This window comes from Polynucleobacter sp. UB-Tiil-W10, from assembly GCF_018881605.1.
Taxonomy (GTDB): Bacteria; Pseudomonadota; Gammaproteobacteria; order Burkholderiales; family Burkholderiaceae; genus Polynucleobacter.
In genome coordinates this window covers 1151676-1175521 of record NZ_JACVPZ010000001.1, presented here as the reverse complement: position 1 = coordinate 1175521, position 23846 = coordinate 1151676, and the positions used below count along the sequence as shown (strand labels likewise).

Here is a 23846-nt window from a genome sequence, read left to right as displayed (position 1 = left end):
TTTGATTACAAAGCCAAATTAGCCTTTTCCATCCACTTTAGGTTATAAAATCGATCCTCATCCTTGAGCTCACCCTTTTGATAAGCCTCAATGATTTCCCTCACTGCATGTTCAACTGATTTCTTAGGTCTAAATCCGGTTGCCAACAACTTATCTGAATTGACGCGATAAGAGCGTGGATCATTTGATGCTGTTACTTCGATTTCCACCGGAATATACTTGGTAACAGTTTTTGCGATATCTAATATAGAAATATTTTCAAATCCCGCATTAAATACGCCCGTCACTTGTGGATTTTCTAACAAGAAAATATACAAGTCGGTAATGTCATCAATGTGGATATTTGGGCGAGTCTGATCGCCACCAAAAACAGTAATTTTATTTTTGGATAAGGCTTGCATCGTCAGCAAATTCACCGAAACATCCAAGCGCATACGTGGGGATAGTCCGCAGACCGTTGCTGGACGCACGATTTGTACCACCATGTCATCGCCATAACTCAATAGAACACGCTCGGAAACCATCTTAGTTTTGTTGTATTCAGAAATAGGCTTTAACTCCAAATCTTCCGTAACCTGATCTTCTTCTTTAACACCGTAAACACTACCTGAAGATGCGTAAATAAAATGTTTAATACCCCTACGTTTAGCTTGATCAGCTAGCTGCATTGTTGCTAGCGCGCTGACTTCCCATGTTAGCTTTGGATTTAGGTCGCCGCATGGGTCATTTGCGATCGAAGAAAGGTGAATGATTGCTTCAACCCCATCAAATGGAATGCTTTCAATGTTACGAACATCGCCCTTGACGCAATTTAGATTTTGGTGCGACTGATGGTAGCTGCCAAACCACTGTGTATCTAATGCAACCACTTTATGACCCTTGGCCAATAATTTAGGCACTAAAACATGCCCTTTATATCCACAACTACCAGTAACTAATATTTTCATTTTGATTATTTGATTATTTGATTATTTGATTATTTGATTATTTGATTATTCAAGAAATTATAACTAAACTTTATTTAGTAACGCAGCCAAAACCAGACTGATCGTTCCAGTCCAAGTCTGACGATATAGACCGCAAACCTCTATTAACCTAAAACGGTCTTTTAATTTGGCGCCACGCATAGTTATAAAAAGTGACAAGACATCAGAATTACTTCTACTCATTTCAACTTTTGCCCGATCAAGTGCAATCAAATTCTGATTGGTCCAGTGGAAAAAACGCCCTTTAAGCAACATTTTGAGTCTTTTGAGCCTAGCTAAGAAGGTGCTATTCCCCCCAATAAGCGCCCCTGAATGCTGACGATAAAGGATTTGCGGTTCTTTGTCGTAGTAAACCATCCCATCAGCTGCAGAGGTTAATTGATAGACCCACCAATCATGAGAAGCTACATCCACCAATCCAACACGCTCGAGTATATCCTTAACCTTTTGATTAAAGACCATTGTGTTTCCACCCGCAATCGACTGAATAAGCGCATTTCGAAAGGAAGGAGGGAATCCAAAGAGCGGCGAAAAACCTAAAGGCTTTTTATCGGAAGAAATGTAGGCCGTGCGTCCGCAGTACAAATAAGGCCACTTTTTAGCCTTATATTCTTGCTTTGCAACAATATTGCCTACGGCTATGTCTAATTTTTCTGGCAACCACACATCATCTTGATCGCAGAACGCATAGTGATCAGCCTTAATTTCAGGATCGCACGCGAGGGATAAAAAATTCTGGCTAAAGCCCTTTTGGGGACCGCTACGGATGGTTAATTTCCCAGCAGGCCATTTGACTTGATATTGTTGCAATATTTCTAGGGTTTGGTCAGTGGAGCCATCATCACTGGCTATTACTACCCAATTTTGATGGGTTTGATCCTCCAAGGAGTCCAATTGCTCAGCTAAGAACCTAGCCCCATTATAGGTGCACAGCAATATAGCCACCAAAGGAGCATCCGAACTCAATCCTAGATTAAGATTTTTATAAATAAAATCAGTCATTTACAGTGATTTCTAAAAATTTTGACCTACCATGAGTGATAAATGAAACCCAAAGGAGATTTAACCCGATTAATATGAAGTAATTATACGAATTGGGGTGAATAAATTGGGTGCGCTATCGCACATATACCCTAAAAAGCCCTAATTTAAAGGGTAAGTGCGCCAATACCGTTTAACACCTCATGCTTTCAAATGAATTGGCTTATAAGCTTAGCCACTCTGGCAGTTTGAGGGGATAACGAAGCCATAACTTCAAGCTATTAGTGGGAATCGCATTCTCTTTGCAAGCTTTTTTAATTTCACGGTTAATTAGAATGCTGCTCTTTATTCCACTATTACTCAATCCCCCCGTCTGCATCCTTACCATTACCTCAGGCATATATAGATAGGAGATGGAGGGAATTTTGAAAACTCTAGAAATGAATTCAAAGTCACCAGCAATTTTATAATCAGGATTAAATAGCCCATATTGTTCATACACACCCCTTCTCATATATAAAGTTGGATGCGCAGGCATCATACCCATTTGTAATTTTTTGGGCGAAAATTTATTAGAGCGATATTTTCGAAGAGTTTTACGTGGATTGTGAGCAGGAAAATATTCAACATCACCAAAAATCGCTTGAATATTTTCATCTATAAATGCTGTAGCAATATCCGCCAATACGTTTGGATGTGCAAAAACATCGTCCGCATTAAGAAATCCAATAATATCGCCTGTTGCCAGACGCAACCCTTTGTTCATGGCGTCATAGACACCATTGTCAGGCTCAGAAAGTAGACTGGAAAATTGGGCCTCATGACTTTTCAGAATCCCCAAGGTTCCATCTTTGGAGTCACCATCAATCACTATATGCTCAATTGAGGGATAGGTTTGAAAAGCAACCGAATCTAATGTCTTTTTTATTGTGGAGGCCGCATTAAAGCATACTGTAATTACGGTGATTTTCATGCAGCTGCAAGCCTCTTCGTTTTATGTCAGGACTAATAACGCATAAATTTTTGCAAAAATCTCTTCACAGAACTGGGTAAGAATTTTTGCGCAAATCTGCGTGCAAATACAGAATTTGAAGACTTAAATCCTGCAAGAAAATTTGGGTACATTAAATGTACTGTACCAATAGTCTCATTAATAGCAGACTCATATGGTGAATATATTAAGTCTGGTGCTGGCGCTTCCTCAGTATAAAAGGATGAGAGGCGATCAAATTTTCCATTTTCTAAAATCTGGAACTGGTGGAAATGATAAAAAATTAATGGGTCCCCATTAATCAATGCAGAGCTATTAGCGTCACCAGAAATCAAGTATTGAGGATAATTCCAAGGCGCAATGCCGGCACCTTGATGCATTAATATGTGACAGTTTGCATATTGTTCAGGCCATGGATCCAGATACTTTTGATCGCCCATCTTTCCCTCCTCAAGGCGATAAAAACACCATTCAATACACTGTTCACGCCAACGCTTTAAACAGGCAAGGCCTTCTGTATCCCTTCGAAAGCTGACCCATTCAACACAAAACCTTCCCTTAATCTCTTGGTCTTTGAGTCTTGAGGTAAAGCGATGCTCAATAATTGCAATTGAAGCCCTACCTATCTCCTGAAACAGTGGCTCCAATGAAGAATAGAAAAAAAGATCTGCATCTAAGTAGGTGATGAATTCAACATGCTGATATTTTTCTAAAACATAGTATGGTAGGCATGGAGAAAGAGTCCAGCAATACTCAGCTACACCTCGCTGTTTTTTTACTTGCAATAGCTCGGAATCTTCTAGATCTGAGAGGGGTATCAGGTGAACATTAGTTAGACTTAATTCAGAGAGAACCTCTTCGCAGTTGGTATCCATGCACAAAACATAGATACTTGCTGATGGGCAATACTTCTGCAAACTTCTAATCATTGTGACACCCTTAATAAGATAGTTACTATCAAAAAGTGTGCAGAAATGAAATCCCATACGTTGCGTATTACAAGTTAATGATGCGGTGAAAAAGAATTTACAGCAATGATCACCCGCTCCACATCGCCTTGCGACATATGTGGGTGACATGGTATCGATAAGCATTGAGCTGCATGCTCTTCACTAATAGAAAGCCCTGTAGGATCTCGAAGCATATCAAGACATGGCTTTTGATGATGGATTGGAATGGGGTAATGAATTAAAGATTGAATTGATTGGCCGTTCAAATGCGCCTGTAAGGCATCACGATACCGAGAGGTAACCACATAAAGATGATAAACATGAGAATGAGCATCAAGAGGAGCTGATAAATTGCTAACGTATTGGTTTTGAATATTTTTTAAATATTGACCAGCAATTTCTCTTCTTCGGGCAGTGTAGCCCTCCAACCATTTCAATTTGACAGATAAAATTGCAGCCTGCATTTCATCTAATCGACTATTCATACCCACCAAAGGATGCTCATAACGAACGCTTTGGCCGTAGTTACGAAGCGAACTGGCGGTGCGAGAAAGCCGTTCATCACTTGTGACAATTATGCCGCCATCACCAAGAGCCCCCAGATTTTTGGTTGGGTAAAAACTATAAGCACCCGCAACACCAAAATTGCCACCAGGCAAATCATTCCAGGTGGCTAAATGAGATTGAGCACAATCCTCTATTAAGAAAATATGATGCTCATTACAGAATGATTTCCATAAATCTAATTCTTTCATTTGTCCGTATAAGTGCACCAAAACTACTGCCTTAGTTCGGGGAGAAATACATCGTCGCACACTGTCCATCGATAGCAATGCCGTATCAGACTCAATATCCGCTAATACTGGGGTCGCCCCCGCCCTAAGAATAGCCAATACTGTCGCAAAAGCCGTCATTGGAGTAGTGATGACTTCATCGCCTGGACCAACATTCATGGAATGCAGGATGATTTCAATTGCATCCATTCCATTGCCCACTCCAATGCTATATTTAGTTTTACAGGTCTGAGCCCATTCTTTTTCAAATGACTCTACTTCAGGTCCCAATACATACCAGCCGGATTTGATTACTCGATTAACCGCGAGTTGCATTTCCTTCTGAATCTCATGTGACTCCAGTTTGAAGTCATTCATTAATATCATTCTGAATCTACCCAATAATGCTTGTAATTATTGCGGTAATAATTCAAGCTATTTTCCAAACCTACGTTGAGTCCAACTTTAGGCCGCCAACCCAAATCTGAAGAAATTAAATCAAAGTTACTGTAATAGTCGCCGATATCAATATTTTTTCGTTCCGCCGGAAATGGAACCAATTCACAACTACCGGCTCCATTAATATCAATTAGTAATTCAGCCAAATCCTTCAGTCGTATAACTTCACTGCTGCCTAAGTTATAAACCTTACCATTGCTATTTTCGCTTGCGCCAGCCAATAAAAGTGAGCTCACGCAATCATCCACATAGTTAAAGTCGCGCAATTGCAGGCCATCACCAAAGACTTTTATAGGCTTTTCCTCAATCAAGAGTCGCAACCATATCCCCAAAAAAGTCTGGCGAGCATCCTTTACACGCATGCCTGGCCCATAAGTATTGGTAAGACGTAAGGCGCAGGCCCTTATTCCGTATACATTATTATATAAAATGTGATACCACTCCCCAGCCAGCTTATTGATGCCATTAACATCCACTGGACGAACAGGGTGAGCCTCATCCACAGGTAGATACTCTGGTTTCCCATATAGCTGCCGAGTACTTGCAAAAATAATCTTTAATGCTGGGTTCACTTTCCTGCATACCTCTAAAATTGCTAACTGTGCAGCTGCATTGATTTCTAAATCCGATTTAGGATCCAACATCGAATCGAGATGACTTGTTTGCCCCGCAAGATTAAAGAGGAAATCCACCCCTTTTAAAAGGTGCGTCATGGCATATTGATCGCGGATATCGCTGATATTTACGGTGACTTTATCTTTAATATCATCTATGTTAAAAATATTCCCACCGTAAACGGGTATTAAACTATCAACTAAGGTTATTTTCGCTCCATAAGCGAGAAGCGCACGAGCTAAATTGGATCCAATGAAACCTAATCCACCAGTAATTAATATCTTCTTATTGGCGTAACAATTTATCACTTAAGAATCCTTAATGATCAAATCCAAAATCAATGAATAAAATTATTGCTATGACAAAGTCCAAAATGGGGATTGTTCACATTATTTAAAAAGTATCATTTTAATCTTAGCTAGTAGTCTAGTTAAAAAACTTCTCTTGGACCTTCGATAAAATTTTTCAAACTCTCCAAAAGCAATCTCAGAAGAAATAACAGGTATATCCACAAGCTCTACAGGTTCGCGCGTCAGGTCAACGTCAAAAATCTGAGTAGGCGAACAATGCACTCCCATGCCATCAAATCCCATGTTTTGAATCAAGCTTTTTCCAGGATATAAAGTTACTCTATTTGCAAGAAACGCTGAAGCGTACCATTTTACAGCCCAAGAATCATTGCGACCTCTAATTTGATCAGCTAGCATTTTTGAAAATGGATATGCACCATTAAAGTCAAATTGAGAAATAAGATTATTAGACTTGAGATCCCTAATTAGAAGCGAACCATTCTCATTAAAAAGTTTCCAACCCCTTTTCCATGTGGCCCAACCCCAACAGTCAGCACCTCTTAAAAAGAAATTTTCCGGGAGTATATTTTCAGTGGGATAGACATATCCATGTATGCTAATCACCCTATCATCATCCTTATACTTACTCAAGCCTTCATTCATAAATTTTAAGAAATAAGGCGCCACAATCAGATCATCTTCAATAACAATGATCTGATCATAAGTAGATAGAATCTTGGTGACCCCAGAAATAATCGATCTTGATAGCCCCAGATTTGAATTCTGCATCTCGACTTTAGAAGATTTAAAACCTGTAATATTTTCCGCAACAGCTCTTACTTCATTTACCAAGAGAGTATCTGCATCAGACTTTGCGCCATCAGAAAAAATAATAAGGTCCGTGTACTTAGACTCGGGGTTGACCAACAATGACTCGACCACTTTTTTAAAATGATCTGGTCTGTTATACACAAATAGCGCAATAGGAGCTGGCATTAAAATTAGGTTAATCTAAAAACACGTGATAGTTGATTTTATTCAAAGTGCTATTTTCAGATGTAAGGTTAAATAATACCTTACAAGTTTCTTTGAATGAATCATTGGAATATAGCTTCATAACAAAATCAACCAATTCATGACCATCATCTAAGGGCACCCTAGAACATGCGGATCTAAGGTTGTGAGTAGCAAGCATTAAATCAGACTCTGAAGTTTTTAGATTTAAATTATGCATAAAGTAAAACTCTAAGCTTTCATTGCGCATCTTTGATTCATCCAAATTTTGCATTGTTTTCAAGCTATGAATTAGTTTTCTATATCCCTCTTTTGTATTAGCAGTTCTACAAAATGAGTAGGCAATATGTGGATGCCTTGCACATGCTATTGAAGGGATTCCAAAATACGCCATTTCATGAGCTACGCTTCCATACACGGTAATGGCAGAAACAATCCCGCCCTCAATTAGCTGTGTATTAGTTACTTTTGGTGATATAAATTTTAAATGGGGGTATTTTCTAATCAAAGCAGCCAGCACTTCATCATTTAAGCCAATTTGGTTCGGATGTGGCTTAACAAAGTAACTTAAATTAAGAGAATCTAAAGAGTCAATAGTGAAGCAAATCCACTCCCAAAAATCATGGAATACCATGCCTGGATAAACATGAGGGCTATCAAAGAAATCATGCAAGAAAATAATGCTAGCACCTCGGACACTGGGAATACCCTGCTCTGTAATGGTGTACGCAGAATTCTTCATATATGAAAAATGAGGGTCCACCTCTCCTGCAATCTTTCTTTTAAATGAATCTTCAGCCAATTTCAAACAATTCTCTTTGTCATTTAGGAGTTCAAAATCTAATCTATAGCTAGTTGGATTTTTTGTATGATAAAAATCATCGATTGTTAAACGTTTGGAAAATTGTTGGTAATTCCCAAAAGAGCGGACCTGAACCTGATTCAATAAAGCAACTCTAACTGCAATTCCATGTTGTAAGTATGTGCTGTAGGAAGTTAAGAATAAGATAGGACGCGCCCGCAAGAAGTATTTTTGAGTAGATCTAATCACTCGATAAGCATGCCAAATTATAAATAATAAATAAAGGTCACTTAATGTTACCCTTGGGGATGGCTTAAATCTCAAATAAGTGTCATTAACCAAGTCTCCTACGTAAACATTTTTAATATTTAGTGCAAGTAGCTCATCATGGCTTTTAATTAGCCTATAAGACTTTAATGCTAAAACTGCATCCAGAAAATCAAATATCAAATTAAATTTTAAAAATTTAAACCCTATAAATGGCGCAAATGATTTATACGCATTAACCCATTTAGAACCCAAAACTAAATTGCTTGCTCTAAACAGAGTAAATCGTATGAAATTTTTAGACTCATTCACATGAAATGAACGAGAGATATATTGCTCTACGCGAAAATTTCCATATCTACTCATTTCGGTAATAATTGACCCGAATAAGCAAAAATAGTATGGGTCTTCAACATTCTGTATAAGAATTGTTGCTCCAGAAGCACAAGAGTTGGCGCTATTTTTAATGCGAAAAAAGTCTGCCATCCCTCGAATGCTGGGAGGCAAACAGAATTTATGGCTTAACCACTTAAAAAGATAATTCAATTTTTAAATTTGTAATATGTAATCAAGCTATTAGTTACAGTTTTTGAATTTACATTAACATCGTATTGATCAAAGATGCTGATGTAGTCATCATCTACTATGCCAATACCAGTCTTAGTGAGGATATCATCCAAATAATTGATGGTCTCAATAGCATTAGCAGGCCTATTCTTCAGAACATCATCAACGCTGATTGTTGGTGCATACCTGGTTACCCCCTTAAAGGAGCTGAACCACGCATAGCCAAATATTAAAATAGATTTTTTAGCAAAAATTGCCTCCCAGCCAGCCGTGCCATTGATAACAGCAACAAATTCTGAGTCCTGTATTAATTTCGAAGAGCTATAAGTTCTCTTGATATATCTTACATTTTTTAATTTCTTTAAACGCTTAAAGAACAACTTTCCTCGATAGGCCTCATTTTGCTTTGGGTTCTCTTTTACATATAAATACAAATCATTAGGCAAGATTGAGCTTAATTCCTCGATAGCTGAAATCTGATCTGCAAACTCTCCGCCCAGAGCCGAAGTAGTTAGCTCTGGCTGAAGGTGCAATGGAAAATATACATACCTCTCATTGGCAACTGGATCAATAACGGCTTTGTGCACATTGATCCTATATTGAAAACCATGGAAAAGCCGAACTAAAGCTAATGGAAGGCGGTGTGGTTTCCTCAATATCTCCTTTATAAAATCTAGAATAAAGTAAGAGCGGTCATTTAGGCGGCCTTGCATATTTACCCACTCTGATGGTTTTGGTAAAACATAATTGCTGGACCAATGCTCGCTAACTTTTGGAGATGAAGCAAAATTTCCAAAATCTTCAATAGCGGAAAATATCCAAAACCGATTTGGAAATAGTGATTGATTGCATATGATAGTTTTTATGCTCATATTTTTTGCAATCAAATAGAAAATGTAGTCATATCCTTCATGAGGAACATTAGAAAAAATTATGCAATTGACAGAATTATTTTTTAATACGCTAATGCATTGGTAAAAATATAATGTGAATACGCTATACACCTCAGCACACGATTCTGTTACATAAAAAAATCGCCTTGAATAAATATCATTAAACTGGCAATAATTTTTCTTTACCTCTCGAAAAATTTTCGATATCTCCTCACTGAAATCCGGTCTAGTGATATCAAATTTAAGACTATAAAAATCATCCCAGGTAATGTCCGCATTGGAATCATTAGAAATTGAATAGGTAATTGGCATCTTACTTTTTAATTCCTTAAGCAAGTCCCCCTTAAAGCCTAAAGCTAAAATTGATTCGCTAGACATTTGTTAGCTTATTCAGTGATTAGTTTGTAAAAGATCAACCAAATAGCTTCCAGCTAAGTGGTGTTCCAATTTCAATATCTTGATTAATTTTCTTGCCGATTACGATGGGCAAGTATTTAATGGGAAGACCTTTTCCTGGACGTATAGCTCGAACGTTGTCTTTTGTCAGAACATCTCCTGACTTTAAATTTTTAGTCACATATAGGGTACGCCTAAATTGCAATGACTTAAGTTCATCCTTAATCGGGCCATAACTTACCCTTCCCAAAGCGGCCCAAGCACGCTCTGTTTCTACAATTAATTGTTTCATCTCGCTTGGCTCCATTGAAAATACGCTATCAACCCCACCGTCGGCTCGATTTAGTGTGAAATGCTTCTCAATGACTGTGGCCCCTAAAGCCACGCTAGCAACTGAAACGCCCACTCCTAAAGTATGATCAGACAATCCAACTTCACAGTCAAATAACTCTCTCATATGTGGAATAGTTAGTAAATTTGAATTTTCTGGGGTAGCTGGATACGTACTGGTGCATTTGAGTAGGATAAGATCTTCACATCCTGCATCGCGAGCCGCATTAACGGTGTCCCCTAACTCCGAAATACTTGCCATCCCCGTAGAAATAATAACTGGCTTTTTTGTAGCGGAAACCCTACGAATTAAGTCTAAGTCTGTATTTTCAAATGAGGCAATTTTGTAACATGAGACACCAAGCTCCTCTAAAAAATCAACTGCGCCTGCGTCAAATGGAGTACTAAATGGAATCATGCCATGATGTCTTGCTCTTTGAAAAATTGCTTGATGCCACTCATAAGGAGTTTGAGCTTTTTCATACAACTTAAAGAGCGAGCTTCCGGCCCATAGACTTTTTGGATCATCAATATGAAACTCACGTACATCCAAATCCAAAGTCATCGTATCGGGCGTATATGTTTGAATTTTTAATGCATGCGCGCCTGTTTTTGCTGCTTCATCAACAATTTCGAGAGCGCGCTTTAGAGACTGATTATGGTTTCCCGACATTTCAGCAATAACAAATGGAGGGGCCGATGCTCCAATCAGCCTTCCTGAAATTCTTATTTCATGTCTCATATTTGACCTCTTTTTTATAGGTTGATTCGCAATTTTGGTAGCCTAACTTTTGAAACAAATGATGTGATGCCTTATTTCCTCCTAAGACTTTTGCACGAAATCCTGTAATGCCCTTGCGATTCTCGAAAACCCAACGCTCACCAGCTCTCAATATTTTAGAGCCCACTCCTTGAGAAGCTAAATCAGGCGCGATATAAATTGAGATTTCGACCTCAGTTCCATGCTCATCAAATCGAATCATTCCCAATAAATTACCATCATTTTTCTGGGCGATCAAAATATGACGATCTGGGGCAGTAATTACTTTTTTAAACCATTCAGAATGCTGCTCAAGTGATATGATTTCCGAATTGGCTGATGCCGATCTTATGCTGGGATGATTTCGCCAGTGATACAAAATATCAAGATCATTAATCGTTGCCTTCCGCAATTCAATTTGTGGATATAACTCATCCATTACGCGAGAAACCCCAAAACCATCAATAGCATATTGACCACTGGATGCAATCAATTGACGCAAACTTGGATTTTCCATCAGGGCAGCGATATGATTTGCAAGCGATCCCTCAAAATCTTCCTGATTGATTTCTGGGCCATAAATCAACCCTTGAGCAGCCGCATCCTTAATTAATCTCTTTTGATTTTTTGCTACCTCTAGCGTAATCGTAGGTAGGCCCAAATAGCAGCGCTCCCATACTGCAGTTCCACCAGCACCAATAGCCAAGTCAGCAGATACTATTAGATTTGCCATTTTTTGAGTTTGCACAAAACAATTAAATCCTTGCTTCTTACAAATTTTCTGGATTCCAATTAAATCTGGGTGAGAATCACCTATTACTACATTGACGCTGCAGTTATTAAGATTGCATAAAAGCAATGAATTAAGCACCTTCATTGTGTAATTTTCAAAATCAACTCCACCCATAAATACTAATATTTCATTTACTATATTAGGGGATGAATTACGAACTTGATGAGTCTCTATAAATTCATCCCTTAATAGGCAATATTTTGGACCCAAAAGCAAACGACAATGTTGCGGAACTTTTGACTGATATCTATCCTCATAATTAAGATAAAAATTTTGATCCAATAAAAAGTCGCAATCATGATTTCTATCAGCAAGATCATCGATCACAAATATTTTTTTAGCGTATGGCCTTAAGACAGACTCCCACTCGATATCAAGCGCGTAATGATCAACAACCAATGTATCCCAATCGCTCCCTGCTAGAGCTTGAATAGTTATTTGGGCGTCAGTATCTAAGGATGTTGGTATCCAGTGCCCATGAGTATTAGCCTGACCCTTGCTCTTAGATACAACTTCAGCCAATTCAGAGATTGGATAATACTCATGCCCTTGCCTGTCCAATTGATCAATTAATGATTGCGGAAGGGGGTAGCAAATAAAGCGAGTATGAGCCCCTCTACGTTTTAGCCAGTTTGCAACAGTCAAACATCTTACAAAATGGCCGGTTCCAATTTGCTTGCTAGCATCTAACCTGAAAGCGACCCTCATAACAAACCAGTTAAATTTTTACGGACATTTATTCCTGCCAAGGCCATCGCTTGTTTTGCTCCAGCAGGGGTTTGCTCTGTAAAATGAAACATACTGGCTGCTGCAACTGCTGAAGCTCCAGCATTATTAACCGCATCAATCATGTCCTGATATTTACCTGCACCGCCTGATGCTATAACGGGTACATTTACTGCTCTAACCACATCCTCAATTAAATTTAGGTCATACCCACTCATTGTTCCATCGTGGTCTATAGAGGTTAACAATATTTCTCCTACCCCCAAATCCACCAACTCTTTAGCCCAAGAAACTGGATCTCGGCCAGTATTTACTTTTCCGGCATGGCTAAAACAAAGGGGCTTATTGTTATCGCATCGACTAACATCCATGCTGGCTACAATGCACTGCGATCCAAAGCGTTTAGCACCCTCTTGGATTAAAGCAGGCCTATCGTATGCCGCAGTATTAATACAAATCTTATCAGCCCCGGAGTGCAATAAAGTTGAAATTTGATTTATGTTGTCTATGCCACCGCCAACTGTAAAAGGCACAAAGCATTCCCTAGAAAAATCAGCTACCGAATCACCGTCCGGCTTACGAGCCTCATTGGTCGCAGAAATATCAACAAGGATTAGCTCATCTACATCTCGAGAGTTATAAACCTTAATTGCCGGAAGTACAGAGCCCACTCGCCTCCAGCTATTAAATCCAACCCCTTTAACTAGGCCAAAGTCTTTCCATAACAGCGTTGGAATAACTCTAATTTTTAACATGGGACATATTCCATGAAATTTTTTAAAAGTTTTCGACCTGCTTTTGAACTTTTTTCAGGATGAAACTGACATCCAAAGATATTTTTATGTCTCACGATAGCAGCAATATCACAGCCATAACTTACTGTTGCCAATAAATGATGTCTATGTTCGACAACCATTCCATAGCTATGAACAAAATAGAAATCAGATTCATCTGGAATTTCTTTAAGAAGAAAATCTTCTTGTACTTTATGCACTGAATTCCACCCAACGTGTGGAATTTTAAGGGTGCAACCAATGGCATCTAACTTCACAACCGATCCTGGAATAAATCCCAGACCAGAAAACTGCCCGCCTTCCTCACCAGTACTAGCTAGCAATTGCATACCCAAACATATTCCCATTATCGGCTTTTGATGATTGCTCACAAGATCCCTGAGAGAGTCCGCCCAACCCCCCTCTTCAAGTCTAGTTATGCCCTCAGAAAATGCTCCCACGCCAGGCAAAATAATCCGATTCGCATCATAGAGCATTGATGGGTGATTTGCTATGTAGGCATCTGCTCCAATTTCCTCCACACTTCTTTGAACGGAGCCTAGATTACCAATGCCATAATTTATTATCGCTACCTTCATTGATTATCGTAATTAACCTTCTCAAGATTACCTTCTCGATCTTTAATCAATGCACCGGAAGCGTCGCACTTAAATATTCTTTTATTGGTAAATCGATCGCACAGTGTAATAAACTCGTCGACGGTCATTTCTAGTGGCATCAAAATATCCGCTAAACTTTTCCCTAAATAGGTCCAAGGAAACTTGCCATCACGCTCTTTCACTATCGACAATGCATCCTCTCGCGTTATTCGATCGCGTCGAACATGCAAACAGGCTATGTCGGTTGCCCTAGAAAATCCAAATTTGAGGAACTTAAAATAATCATGAATTCCATGCTGATGATTATCTAGATTTTCATAATTAACCATACTACCTTCTACCGGCCCACTAAAACTCTTAAACCCGTGAGCCTGAGAAATTAATAAATTAGATAGCCCATCCCACTGCAAGTAGTGCCCTAAAAATAGCCCCGTTACACCAACAGATTGCAATTCTTCGTCCGAAGGATATTGGTAAAGGAGAAGATCCCTTTTGCTAATGCCATAGGCATCCGAAAGATCGGATACGCGCAACCCCAATAGCCCGCCAAATTCTTCTAACCAACGACGACTTAGTACATTATTTTCAGCTGCGGCTGCAGGCCCACCATATTCATTTTGAGAGTTTTCACCCCATATAATCAAGGGAATCTTAAATTGCACTGCGGCACGGACAGGGATTGTGAAAATTCCCACATGTTCAGGCCATGCAATATCACCCACCTCAGTTAATCCAATTCGATTTAATTTCGATCGGACCTTGGGATTCGGAGAAAACTCCATATGATCCACCCCTAAGCGCTTTAAATTTTCAATATTCTCCCTGCCAATTTGGGATAAATCACATGTTGAGGATGTCACGCAAAGTGGATTTAACCCCAACTGCAGAACTCTAATTACCTGGAACGTACTATCCTTACCGCCACTTACGGGTACAACACAATCCCATCCCCCATCCTTGCTTCGATATTTTTCAAGAATGGAAGTTAATTCATTTTTTCTTGAAATCCAATCAACATTCTTTCTGCTCTCATAGGCTCTACATGCATTACAAACCCCCTGTTCATCAATATACAGGTCTGGTTTCGTGCTTGGCATCACACAGCGAATGCAATAACTTAACATTTTTCTTTTCTCACAAACGGTAATTAGATGGCTTTATTTTGCAGAACTTAATAGGGTGAATATTTTTTCCGCAATCTCCCAATCCTCAGGAGTATCAATATCTTGCACTCTTAATCTAGGCAGTTCAATGAATTGGCTTTTATTAGAAAATATCGGCGCCTTTGATAACCAGGCATTTTTAGTGCCCCAATAAAACTGGCCCGCATCGTGAAATACTCGAGGTAAATCTTGAGAACGCGTTAGATAATGCTCAGGGAAAATCATCTCCAAGCCACCACACCCTACTTTAAAACCTCTAAAAATAGGCGCCGTAAATTCAGCGGCTGGAAATACATATTGCCAACCTCCCGATATCAGCAATTCTAAACCGCTCACCAAATCATTAACCTCTATAAAAGGAGCTGTAGCATAGATACAGCAAAGCTCAGATGGAGAATGTCCTTCATGTACCAGCAACTTTACAGCATGTTCCATCACATCAGCAGTCGTGGCATGGTCATCGGCCAATTTAGCGGGCCTAATAAAAGGGGCCTCTGCTCCGCAGGTTATAGCAATCTCTGCAATTTCAGAATCATCAGTGGAGACTATGACACGATCGAATATTTTAGAATGCTGGGCAGCCATAATTGACCAGGCAATCATCGGCTTTCCATGGAAAAGCTTTATATTTTTGTAAGGGATCCTCTTACTGCCACCCCTCGCAGGAATAATTGCCACTCTCATTTCTGGATAGCTTTAATTAACTGCGTGACTACCCAATCCTGCTCCTCATCTGTAAGACTACTAAACATGGGCAAACTAATTGCTCTTGAGTAATATTTTTCAGCATTAGGGCAGTAGCCTTTACTAAAGCCTAAATTTTGATAGTAGGGCTGCAGATAGACCGGGATGTAATGTAAATTAACGCCAATTCCAGCATTACGAAGCTCATTAAAAACATTTTTGTGAGAACTGCTAATGAGCTCTAAATTTAATTGAATTACGTATAAGTGATAAGCGGAGTATGTGTCTTTAGCAATCTTTGGCAAAAATACCGGCACATCTTTTAATAATTTTTCGTAACGATGCGCAATCGAGTTTCGCTTTATAACAAAGTCGTGCAGCCTACTCATTTGACTCAATCCCAAGGCAGCTTGAATGTCAGTCATTCGATAGTTAAAACCCAGATCAATTTGCTCATAAAACCAAGGTCCATCTGGAATAGACACCATCTCACTTTGTTCGCGAGTAATGCCATGGCTTCTCAATAACTGCATTTTTTTTGCCAAACCTAAATCATTGGTAATAGCCATTCCACCTTCACCGGTGGTAATAATTTTGACGGGGTGAAAACTAAAGACTGTAATGCTACTAAATTGGCATGAGCCTACTTGTTGATTTTGGTAGCGCCCTCCAATAGCATGCGAAGCATCCTCGATAATCGAAAACCCATACTCCTTACTTAGATCATAAAAAGCCGCCATATTGCAAGACTGTCCACCCATATGAACTGGGATTAATACCTTTGGTAATAATCTAGCCTTGCGAGCATGCTCAAGCTTGCAACGCAAAGCCTGCTCACTCATATTGAAGCTATCTAAATCCACGTCAACAAAATCAACTTTAGCGCCACAATAAACTGCACAATTTGCACTTGCTACAAAAGTAATTGGACTCGTCCAAACAATATCGCCAGGGCCTACACCCAATGCGAGACATGCCAAATGAAGGGCGGAGGTAGCATTGCTCGTAGCAATGGCATGCTTGGCGCCCACGAAATCACGAACTGCAACCTCAAAAGCTGGCACTGCAGGCCCCTGAGTTAAAAAATCTGACTTCAATACATCAATGACTGCCTGAATATCGGCCTCATTTATATCCTGCCTACCATAAGGTATTAGCTTGGTCATAACTTCCCAACAATACTGAGATTGTTATCGATCCATAATCTCAAATCATCTTTAGTCATCCATTCTGGATTGTTGTCAGAGGAATAAATAAAATCAGGTGGCACGATTTTTCCGTCACCTATTCTTGCTGGATCTTCATGCCAACTATGAATCGCTGGCAAAATTTTGAAATGAGAATCATATTCATAGGTGTAAGGAGCATCTTCTGTGCCGATCATTTGCTCGTGCAACTTTTCTCCTGGACGAATGCCAACAATATCAAACCTAGCATTCGGGAGAACGGCATGAGCAATATCAGTTATTGTCATTGATGGAATTTTTTTAACATAAATTTCGCCACCTATCGCATCCTCAAATGCACGCCATACAAGCTCAACACCCTGATCAAGGGTAATCATAAAACGGGTCATTCGAGTGTCCGTAATTGGTAAGACACCTTTATCTACCAAAGACATAAAGAAGGGAATAACAGAGCCGCGTGAGCCCATGACATTTCCATATCTAACAACACTAAATCGCGTCGCATCTTTACCAGAATAGGAATTTCCTGCGACAAATAATTTATCTGAGGCTAGCTTTGTTGCGCCGTATAAATTAGCCGGATTGCTAGCTTTATCAGTTGAGAGGGCAACCACTCTTTTCACGCCCTGGTCAATGCACGCGTCAATTAAATTCATTGCCCCAAAGATATTTGTTTTAACGCATTCAAATGGATTGTATTCGGCAGTAGGCACAATTTTTGTAGCGGCAGCATGAACCACAAAGTCAACACCATGCAAGGCCCTGGATAATCTATCCTTATCACGAACATCCCCAATAAAAAAACGGACTCGCCTATCATCAGGAAATTGCTTAGCCATTTCCCACTGCTTCATCTCATCACGTGAAAATATAATTAATCTCTTAGGGTTATATTTAGAAAGCGTAGACTTTACGAATACGTGACCAAAAGATCCTGTACCACCAGTAATTAGTATTGTTGAATTTTTTAACACTTCCCATCCTAAAAAATTAAAAACTGAAAAATTTAATAATTTCACCTTAAATAATGCGGATTAGCATTTAAAAAAGCGTGACTTATTTTAGCCTCAATCACCAATTCTGGCGACCTAAGTGAATTTACTAACTGAGAAAAATTTTCTTGATTTTCACTATAGCCAGTGTGGCATTTGCTATTATTTTTGCCCACCAAGAGCTCCATCTCTAAAACAGCATCCATGATCTCCTGCGAGGTATTATCTTCCCACCATACATCATTATCTATATACTCCTTTTCAGACGAGTATTGGTAAACACCTAGCTTGCATATTTCAGTTGTACTTAAATATTTCTTATTAGAGACATAGAAAAACTTTTTAGGTATAAAAAGTGGCACCTGGTTGATGCCCACACAGTCCATATGACCCCATTCAGAAAAATTCACATAAAGAACTGGCTTTCTAAAGACCATTGGAATGGTATCTATACCAGAGCCAGTACTGACCATAAACTTACATTTAGAGAGAATATATAAATCCAACAAATCCGATCTTAAAGGGGAAAAAGCATAGTCAATTATGTTTTTTGACTCGCCTCCAAGCCTATTACGAGCATTTTTGCCCATTCTGATGCATTTGTACCCCAACTTCACCATCTCTTCCATTGCATCAATTTGAGTTGTGATATCTGAGTCTCTAAAAGATGGCCTCGTTGAACTACCGCCATGAAATTGTGGATCGCGCGCAAAAAAGGCAATATATTGATCGCCATTGCTCAAGCCAAGTTTTTTAAGCTCTCCCTCTGCAAAATTTAATTCATCTTGACTGAATTCAAAATGAATTTTTGAATTTGGTAGTGAGTTATGGATATCACGTAATTGCCATGGCCGATATAAACGCCATGTTCTAAAAGGGACTAAATGCCTAGTTTTTGGATTATTTTTAATCAGGAATAGATATGGATGCTTAATAATCAGCGCTGGTGCTATATTAATATATTTTTTCCAAGCTCTATAAATATATTCATTAGCTATCACTTTGTTTCTATAAAAAAAATCTGCCGTCCTGGGTAAACCAGTTAAAAAACCACTATCTTTCTCAGATAAATATATTTCGAAAGGTAAAAAATAATGGCCAATAGCTCGCGTTTCAATCTCCCCCAATCTTATTATTACAAGAGGCCTAATCAGTATTAACAAGAAATAAAAAATTAAACTATAAATGAACAAAGATATCGATTTAATTTTTCTTAAAATTAATATTGTCACCAGAAACCCCTGTGGATCCTTATCTAGAAAAATTTTAGCCGCCTTTAAGGAGATTTAATTTAAAAATTTATAATTAACAAGCAATCGGACTATAAGTACTAGGACGGCAAAAGTTCACCGTTGCGCACTTCAAAAATCCTATTACAATTTTTTAAAGTTTGAATTCGATGTGAGACGATAACTAACGTAATTTCTTTACTTAGACTTTGAATAGATTGCATCACGGCATTTTCAGTATCCGAATCAAGAGCACTTGTTGCCTCATCCAAAATGATAAATGCCGATTTTTTGTACAATGCTCTCGCTATACCAATTCTTTGCCTTTGCCCGCCTGATAATCTTACCCCACGCTCCCCAACTGTTGTTTCATATTTTTCAGGCAGTCCATTTATAAAGTCTTCTATTTGAGCTGCTTTTGCAGCTGCACAGACTCTAGTGAAATCTATTTTTTTAGGATGCTCACCAAAAGCAATATTAGATTTAATGCTACCATCACTTAGAAAAATATTTTGCGGGACATGCGAAATATTTTTTTGCCACCTAAGCTCCTCTCCAGAGTTAATTGCATTTCCATCAACAGATATATTTCCAGATTCAGCCCTCAATAGACCCATTACAATGTCAATAAGGGTACTCTTACCGCTTCCAGTTTGACCAATAATCCCAATTCGGTCACCTTTATCTATATGTAAATTAATGCCCTTTAATACCCAATTAGAGCTTGCAGAATATCTGAACCAGATTTTATTTAAATCAATACCAATTTTGAAATCCAATCTTTCAGAGTCAGTTAACCAATGTTCTGACGGCAATGGTTGTTTTAAAAGATGTAGCGTCTCTGTGAGCGATGCCTGCATTCCAAGTATAGAAGCCCATGCAGCATAGGCTTGCTGCAAAATTGGTAAAAGTCTTTGTGCCCCAAGAGCAAAGATGCCTAATAACAAAACCATCTCACCAAGATCTGAACTCTTCGCTGCTAGGTAATAGGCTATTGAGATGATCATAATCATGCCTATCGCTTCGATAACATATCTAGGGCTTTGACTTATAAAATTACTTTTAGCCATTGCAATTCTCATGGGTTCGTCTGATAACCTATAAACCCTCGAATACTCCTCTTGAGAGCCGTCAATTAATACATCCCGAATTCCACCTAAACCCTCCTGTAAAATTCTCACCACAGATTTAGCATTTTTAGCAATCACCTGACTATTTTCATTCAATTCCCTGCGGCTCATAAATACTATTCCAAAATAGATCAACCCAAATCCACCGAGCGCTAAAAACGTAATGGTAGGATTAACGGACATTAGCGCCATTAGAATTACCAGCAACAATATGAGAGAGGAAACAATTGTTACGGTTAAAGTCATTGCATAAACTGCATTTGATGTTCCCGAGGAGATGCCGACTACAAGTTCGCCGCTATTTCTATTTATATGAACAACATACGGCTGGAAAAGAGTTCTTCTAAATATATCCAAGCCAATATCCATACCTACCGCACTAGATAAATAATTAGAGCGCCAAATTAATACCAGTCTTAAGACTCCAGCAAACAATACTGCCACACCAAACAATATAGAGAATGGCAAAAGTATTTGATCGCGCGCATGGATGTCAAAAAAATTTAGCATTGGCACTGCTAATGAATTGTGCAAAATCTTATCAGGATTGGTGAGGGCTGCTAAAAATGGCAAAACTGCCCCAATACTAATTACTTCGAATAAAGAGGCAACCAACATTAGAAGTAGAAGTTCATAAAATTGAATTCTGCGTCTTTTAGACAGAGTTCTCCACAAATCTTTTAATAGAAGTAAGACTTCCTGCGAACTGATTAATCTCGATGTAGTCATACGCTTTGCCTAAGGAAATCTTTTGAGATCGGCCTAGAATTCGGTAACGGAATCCACATTTATGATAAGAATTAAACTTTTGGGAAATCTTTAATTACGAATATAAACAGGCGTACAATTATTCTAACACCAAAAAAATACCCAATAAATTATAAAAAATTGCATTCGATGGGTACGATCAGAAACGATACATTTTTATGTTTTAAAAAAAATTGCAATGTCAGCATTTTTTAGTCTTTATTAATAGGGCATTGTTGAAATTTAATCACAACCCCGCTAGAAAATGCTAAATAGAAAATCAATTCCTCAAAAAACACTCTTTGGCTAATTTCAGTAGTGCACCAAATCAGCAAAAAACTAAAAAGCACGCAAAATGACATTATTAGCCAAACTTGAGGGGGCTTGTCTGGGTTTGCCAGCGCAGACTGGAGTCTTGTTAAACCACTAAATAAAGATCCAAAAATTAGCAATATTCCTGGGATACCAATACCTAGCGCCAAATCTAGCCAACCACTATGACTTTGACTGAGGCATGATCCAGGCCAAAGTTGATTTCCGCGCTGCCGAAAAGATCTCTCAATTAAACCGTAACCTAATGGATATTGAGCCACCAACTTTGCCGCCTGAACTCCCCATGAAATCCTCTCATAATTTGTAACTGAAACCACCTGACCCAAATCATTATTTGGGTATCCCATAACAGATCCACATTGCCAATTTGGAAAATGGGTAGTTTGAACTGCAATTTTTGCATCAGAAAAAAGGGTTCTCCAAGAAGGGTTCTCTTGAATATTTTTAAATATAAAAAATCCAGAGATGAGGATCACAACTAAAACCAGCACGATACTTTTTAAAGGCGACACTTTTATATTTTTAATAAATATGAGAGCAATGAAAATTAATATAAAAAGAAATCCGTACACCATGCCATTTTTTATATTCTCCTTATAGAAAAGAAAAAATATTGCCGCTACTGTTGTCATATAGAAGAGATTGCCCATACTCAACCAAACGCCATCCCTAAATCTGAAATAAATTTGTCCTAAGGCAATCGCGAGAACTGGCGCGCAGAACCCCATATATGCAGTCTTAGCAACATAGTAAGGAGATGGAGGCGTGCTGGGGGCATATAAACCCCAATATGGCGCGATTTCAATTGCATAAGCCTGTCCAAGCCAGACTAACGCACATTTCAATAGATAAATGAGGGTCGGCATTACTAAGCCCAAATAGAAAATAATCCAGGTCTGTTGACGCACCTTTGGAGAGCTCTTGAGAATGGCTAACCCAAAACCAAAGGCAAAAAGAAGAGCTAAAAAACTACGCTTCCAAACACTCGTATATTCTTCATACTGCATTGCAAAATTATTGCTGAAAAATATCAAATGCAAGGTCATCCATCCGAAAAGAGCCAATAACAAAATGATGGGGAGTGCTTGTGGTAGCTTAATCTGCTTGCGGAAATAATATATCTGATAGACCCCAATGACGGCCCCCAAGATTAGGCAAGCATTGCGAACTAATATCGTATTAGGAAGAATCCAAATTGCATAAAGCACAGCAAAACAAACTGCCTGGGTGTAAACCCAAATATTAGCAATAGGCCCATCTGCCAAATTAGAGGTAATATTTTTTGTCACAGCTTTCCCGTAGGTAGAGCCTTGTAGAAGACCTTTTAACTGACGGCCAATTCTCAAGACGATCTTTCTGCTTATGCATTCGAGTGCGTTGCCAAGAAGTCTGCATAAGCCTCTTTGAGTCCAGACTCTAAATCTACCTTAGCCTGCCAGCCTAAGCGATTTAATCTGCCTGAATCCATCCATTTTCTGGGGGCGCCATCGGGTTTTGATGAGTCAAATCCAATCTTACCTTGATAGCCAGTGGCTTTTGCAACCGCACTTGCTAACTGTGCAATCGTGACATCATCGCCATAGCCCACATTAATATGACTTTGCATTGGCTGAGTATGCTGACCATAAATATCTTTGCTCAGCTCCATTACAAACACCGAGGCAGCGGCCATATCATCTACGTATAAAAACTCCCGCTTAGGGGTTCCTGTTCCCCAAATGAGGACTTCAGGCGCATTTGCTACTTTTGCCTCATGGAATCTTCTAATTAAAGCTGGAATAACGTGACTATTTTCTGGGTGGTAGTTATCACCAGGCCCATATAAATTCGTTGGCATTACTGAACGATAGTCAATGCCATGACTTTGTCCATACTGACGGTTATAACTTTCACATAACTTAATGCCCGCTATCTTTGCAATGGCATAGGGCTCATTGGTGGACTCTAAAGTTCCTGTGAGAAGTGCATTCTCGGCCATAGGTTGCGGAGCGAGCTTGGGATAGATGCAACTTGAGCCTAAAAAGAGAAGCTTTTTGACACCTGCCTCGAACGCCTGATGAATGACATTAGCCTCCATCATGAGGTTTTGGTAAATAAATTCCGCTGGAAAAGTATTGTTGGCATATATACCCCCTACCTTTGCTGCAGCCAAATAAACCTGATTAGGCTTTTCTTGCTCAAAAAATGTTTTCACTGCAAGCTGATTAGTTAAGTCCAGCTCGGCATGCGTTTTGGTAATGATATTGCTGCAACCTTCAGCTCGTAAGTTTCTAACGATGGCAGAGCCCACCATGCCACGATGGCCAGCTACGTATATCTTTTGGTTAAGGTCTGAGCGCATTAAGGTGACTATTTTTTAAAGATTCGTTTTCGGAGTTTTTCAGTATTCATGGGC

The 23846-nt window shown here is 39.0% G+C and carries 21 protein-coding genes; all 21 read right to left on the bottom strand.

Annotated features, from left to right (window positions below; translation table 11 throughout):
• Positions 1–5: 5 nt before the first annotated feature.
• The 21 genes from ICN33_RS06030 to ICN33_RS05930 all read right to left on the bottom strand — a co-directional run bounded on the left by ICN33_RS06030 (position 6) and on the right by ICN33_RS05930 (position 23792).
• Complete coding sequence (locus ICN33_RS06030; protein ID WP_216195370.1) at positions 6–947, bottom strand: NAD(P)-dependent oxidoreductase; 942 nt, start codon at positions 945–947, stop codon at positions 6–8.
• 63 nt (positions 948–1010) lie between these two features.
• Positions 1011–1988 (bottom strand): glycosyltransferase family 2 protein, encoded by a 978-nt coding sequence (locus tag ICN33_RS06025; RefSeq protein WP_216195368.1) that lies wholly within the window; start codon positions 1986–1988, stop codon positions 1011–1013.
• A gap of 202 nt (positions 1989–2190) precedes the next feature.
• Entirely contained in the window at positions 2191–2940 is a 750-nt protein-coding gene (locus ICN33_RS06020) for a glycosyltransferase family 2 protein (protein WP_216195367.1), read from the bottom strand.
• A gap of 32 nt (positions 2941–2972) precedes the next feature.
• On the bottom strand, positions 2973–3743 hold the full coding sequence (locus ICN33_RS06015) for a hypothetical protein (protein ID WP_216195365.1): 771 nt from the start codon (positions 3741–3743) through the stop codon (positions 2973–2975).
• 218 nt (positions 3744–3961) lie between these two features.
• Positions 3962–5059, bottom strand: a complete 1098-nt coding sequence (locus tag ICN33_RS06010) for a DegT/DnrJ/EryC1/StrS aminotransferase family protein (RefSeq protein ID WP_255530680.1) — start codon at positions 5057–5059, stop codon at positions 3962–3964.
• A gap of 5 nt (positions 5060–5064) precedes the next feature.
• Positions 5065–6063, bottom strand: a complete 999-nt coding sequence (locus ICN33_RS06005; protein WP_216195363.1) for an NAD-dependent epimerase/dehydratase family protein — start codon at positions 6061–6063, stop codon at positions 5065–5067.
• An 81-nt stretch (positions 6064–6144) separates the two neighbouring features.
• Positions 6145–7041: a glycosyltransferase family A protein gene (locus tag ICN33_RS06000; protein ID WP_216195361.1), complete on the bottom strand. Its 897-nt coding sequence runs from the start codon at positions 7039–7041 to the stop codon at positions 6145–6147.
• Positions 7042–7051: 10 nt separating this feature from the next.
• Positions 7052–8614, bottom strand: a complete 1563-nt coding sequence (locus ICN33_RS05995) for a hypothetical protein (protein WP_216195359.1) — start codon at positions 8612–8614, stop codon at positions 7052–7054.
• Between the two features lie 56 nt (positions 8615–8670).
• Positions 8671–9966, bottom strand: a complete 1296-nt coding sequence (locus ICN33_RS05990) for a capsular biosynthesis protein (RefSeq protein ID WP_216195357.1) — start codon at positions 9964–9966, stop codon at positions 8671–8673.
• Between the two features lie 34 nt (positions 9967–10000).
• Positions 10001–11056, bottom strand: coding sequence for a pseudaminic acid synthase (pseI, locus tag ICN33_RS05985; protein WP_216195355.1), 1056 nt, complete (start codon positions 11054–11056; stop codon positions 10001–10003).
• Complete coding sequence (gene pseG, locus ICN33_RS05980; RefSeq protein ID WP_216195353.1) at positions 11046–12575, bottom strand: UDP-2,4-diacetamido-2,4,6-trideoxy-beta-L-altropyranose hydrolase; 1530 nt, start codon at positions 12573–12575, stop codon at positions 11046–11048. Before pseG ends, pseI begins: the two co-directional genes overlap by 11 nt.
• Positions 12572–13348, bottom strand: a complete 777-nt coding sequence (gene hisF / locus ICN33_RS05975; RefSeq protein WP_216195351.1) for an imidazole glycerol phosphate synthase subunit HisF — start codon at positions 13346–13348, stop codon at positions 12572–12574. Before hisF ends, pseG begins: the two co-directional genes overlap by 4 nt.
• On the bottom strand, positions 13342–13965 hold the full coding sequence (gene hisH / locus ICN33_RS05970; protein WP_216195349.1) for an imidazole glycerol phosphate synthase subunit HisH: 624 nt from the start codon (positions 13963–13965) through the stop codon (positions 13342–13344). Before hisH ends, hisF begins: the two co-directional genes overlap by 7 nt.
• On the bottom strand, positions 13962–15110 hold the full coding sequence (locus ICN33_RS05965; RefSeq protein WP_216195347.1) for an N-acetyl sugar amidotransferase: 1149 nt from the start codon (positions 15108–15110) through the stop codon (positions 13962–13964). The genes hisH and ICN33_RS05965 overlap by 4 nt, the downstream gene beginning before the upstream one ends.
• A 33-nt stretch (positions 15111–15143) precedes the next feature.
• Positions 15144–15833: a pseudaminic acid cytidylyltransferase gene (gene pseF, locus ICN33_RS05960; RefSeq protein WP_216195345.1), complete on the bottom strand. Its 690-nt coding sequence runs from the start codon at positions 15831–15833 to the stop codon at positions 15144–15146.
• Positions 15830–16999 (bottom strand): UDP-4-amino-4,6-dideoxy-N-acetyl-beta-L-altrosamine transaminase, encoded by a 1170-nt coding sequence (gene pseC / locus ICN33_RS05955; protein WP_216195343.1) that lies wholly within the window; start codon positions 16997–16999, stop codon positions 15830–15832. Before pseC ends, pseF begins: the two co-directional genes overlap by 4 nt.
• Positions 16996–17994, bottom strand: a complete 999-nt coding sequence (gene pseB / locus ICN33_RS05950; RefSeq protein ID WP_216196571.1) for a UDP-N-acetylglucosamine 4,6-dehydratase (inverting) — start codon at positions 17992–17994, stop codon at positions 16996–16998. Before pseB ends, pseC begins: the two co-directional genes overlap by 4 nt.
• A gap of 41 nt (positions 17995–18035) precedes the next feature.
• Positions 18036–19244, bottom strand: a complete 1209-nt coding sequence (locus ICN33_RS10485) for a TIGR04372 family glycosyltransferase (RefSeq protein ID WP_216195340.1) — start codon at positions 19242–19244, stop codon at positions 18036–18038.
• Positions 19245–19342: 98 nt separating this feature from the next.
• On the bottom strand, positions 19343–20989 hold the full coding sequence (locus ICN33_RS05940) for an ABC transporter ATP-binding protein (protein ID WP_216195338.1): 1647 nt from the start codon (positions 20987–20989) through the stop codon (positions 19343–19345).
• Between the two features lie 341 nt (positions 20990–21330).
• Positions 21331–22497, bottom strand: a complete 1167-nt coding sequence (locus ICN33_RS05935) for an O-antigen ligase family protein (RefSeq protein WP_216195336.1) — start codon at positions 22495–22497, stop codon at positions 21331–21333.
• A gap of 314 nt (positions 22498–22811) precedes the next feature.
• Complete coding sequence (locus tag ICN33_RS05930) at positions 22812–23792, bottom strand: GDP-L-fucose synthase (RefSeq protein WP_216195334.1); 981 nt, start codon at positions 23790–23792, stop codon at positions 22812–22814.
• Between the last annotated feature and the right edge of the window lie 54 nt (positions 23793–23846).

Coding starts and splice junctions, on each gene's coding strand:
- ICN33_RS05935 (WP_216195336.1), bottom strand. CDS start 22,497: ATGACCTTGCATTTGATATTTTTCAGCAATAATTTTGCAATGCAGTAT.
- hisF (WP_216195351.1), bottom strand. CDS start 13,348: ATGTTAAAAATTAGAGTTATTCCAACGCTGTTATGGAAAGACTTTGGC.
- ICN33_RS05965 (WP_216195347.1), bottom strand. CDS start 15,110: ATGTTAAGTTATTGCATTCGCTGTGTGATGCCAAGCACGAAACCAGAC.
- pseG (WP_216195353.1), bottom strand. CDS start 12,575: ATGAGGGTCGCTTTCAGGTTAGATGCTAGCAAGCAAATTGGAACCGGC.
- ICN33_RS06010 (WP_255530680.1), bottom strand. CDS start 5,059: ATGAATGACTTCAAACTGGAGTCACATGAGATTCAGAAGGAAATGCAA.
- ICN33_RS05995 (WP_216195359.1), bottom strand. CDS start 8,614: ATGGCAGACTTTTTTCGCATTAAAAATAGCGCCAACTCTTGTGCTTCT.
- pseC (WP_216195343.1), bottom strand. CDS start 16,999: ATGACCAAGCTAATACCTTATGGTAGGCAGGATATAAATGAGGCCGAT.
- ICN33_RS05990 (WP_216195357.1), bottom strand. CDS start 9,966: ATGTCTAGCGAATCAATTTTAGCTTTAGGCTTTAAGGGGGACTTGCTT.
- ICN33_RS05930 (WP_216195334.1), bottom strand. CDS start 23,792: ATGCGCTCAGACCTTAACCAAAAGATATACGTAGCTGGCCATCGTGGC.
- ICN33_RS06020 (WP_216195367.1), bottom strand. CDS start 2,940: ATGAAAATCACCGTAATTACAGTATGCTTTAATGCGGCCTCCACAATA.
- ICN33_RS05940 (WP_216195338.1), bottom strand. CDS start 20,989: ATGTTGGTTGCCTCTTTATTCGAAGTAATTAGTATTGGGGCAGTTTTG.
- pseF (WP_216195345.1), bottom strand. CDS start 15,833: ATGAGAGTGGCAATTATTCCTGCGAGGGGTGGCAGTAAGAGGATCCCT.
- hisH (WP_216195349.1), bottom strand. CDS start 13,965: ATGAAGGTAGCGATAATAAATTATGGCATTGGTAATCTAGGCTCCGTT.
- pseI (WP_216195355.1), bottom strand. CDS start 11,056: ATGAGACATGAAATAAGAATTTCAGGAAGGCTGATTGGAGCATCGGCC.
- ICN33_RS06025 (WP_216195368.1), bottom strand. CDS start 1,988: ATGACTGATTTTATTTATAAAAATCTTAATCTAGGATTGAGTTCGGAT.
- ICN33_RS06000 (WP_216195361.1), bottom strand. CDS start 7,041: ATGCCAGCTCCTATTGCGCTATTTGTGTATAACAGACCAGATCATTTT.
- ICN33_RS06030 (WP_216195370.1), bottom strand. CDS start 947: ATGAAAATATTAGTTACTGGTAGTTGTGGATATAAAGGGCATGTTTTA.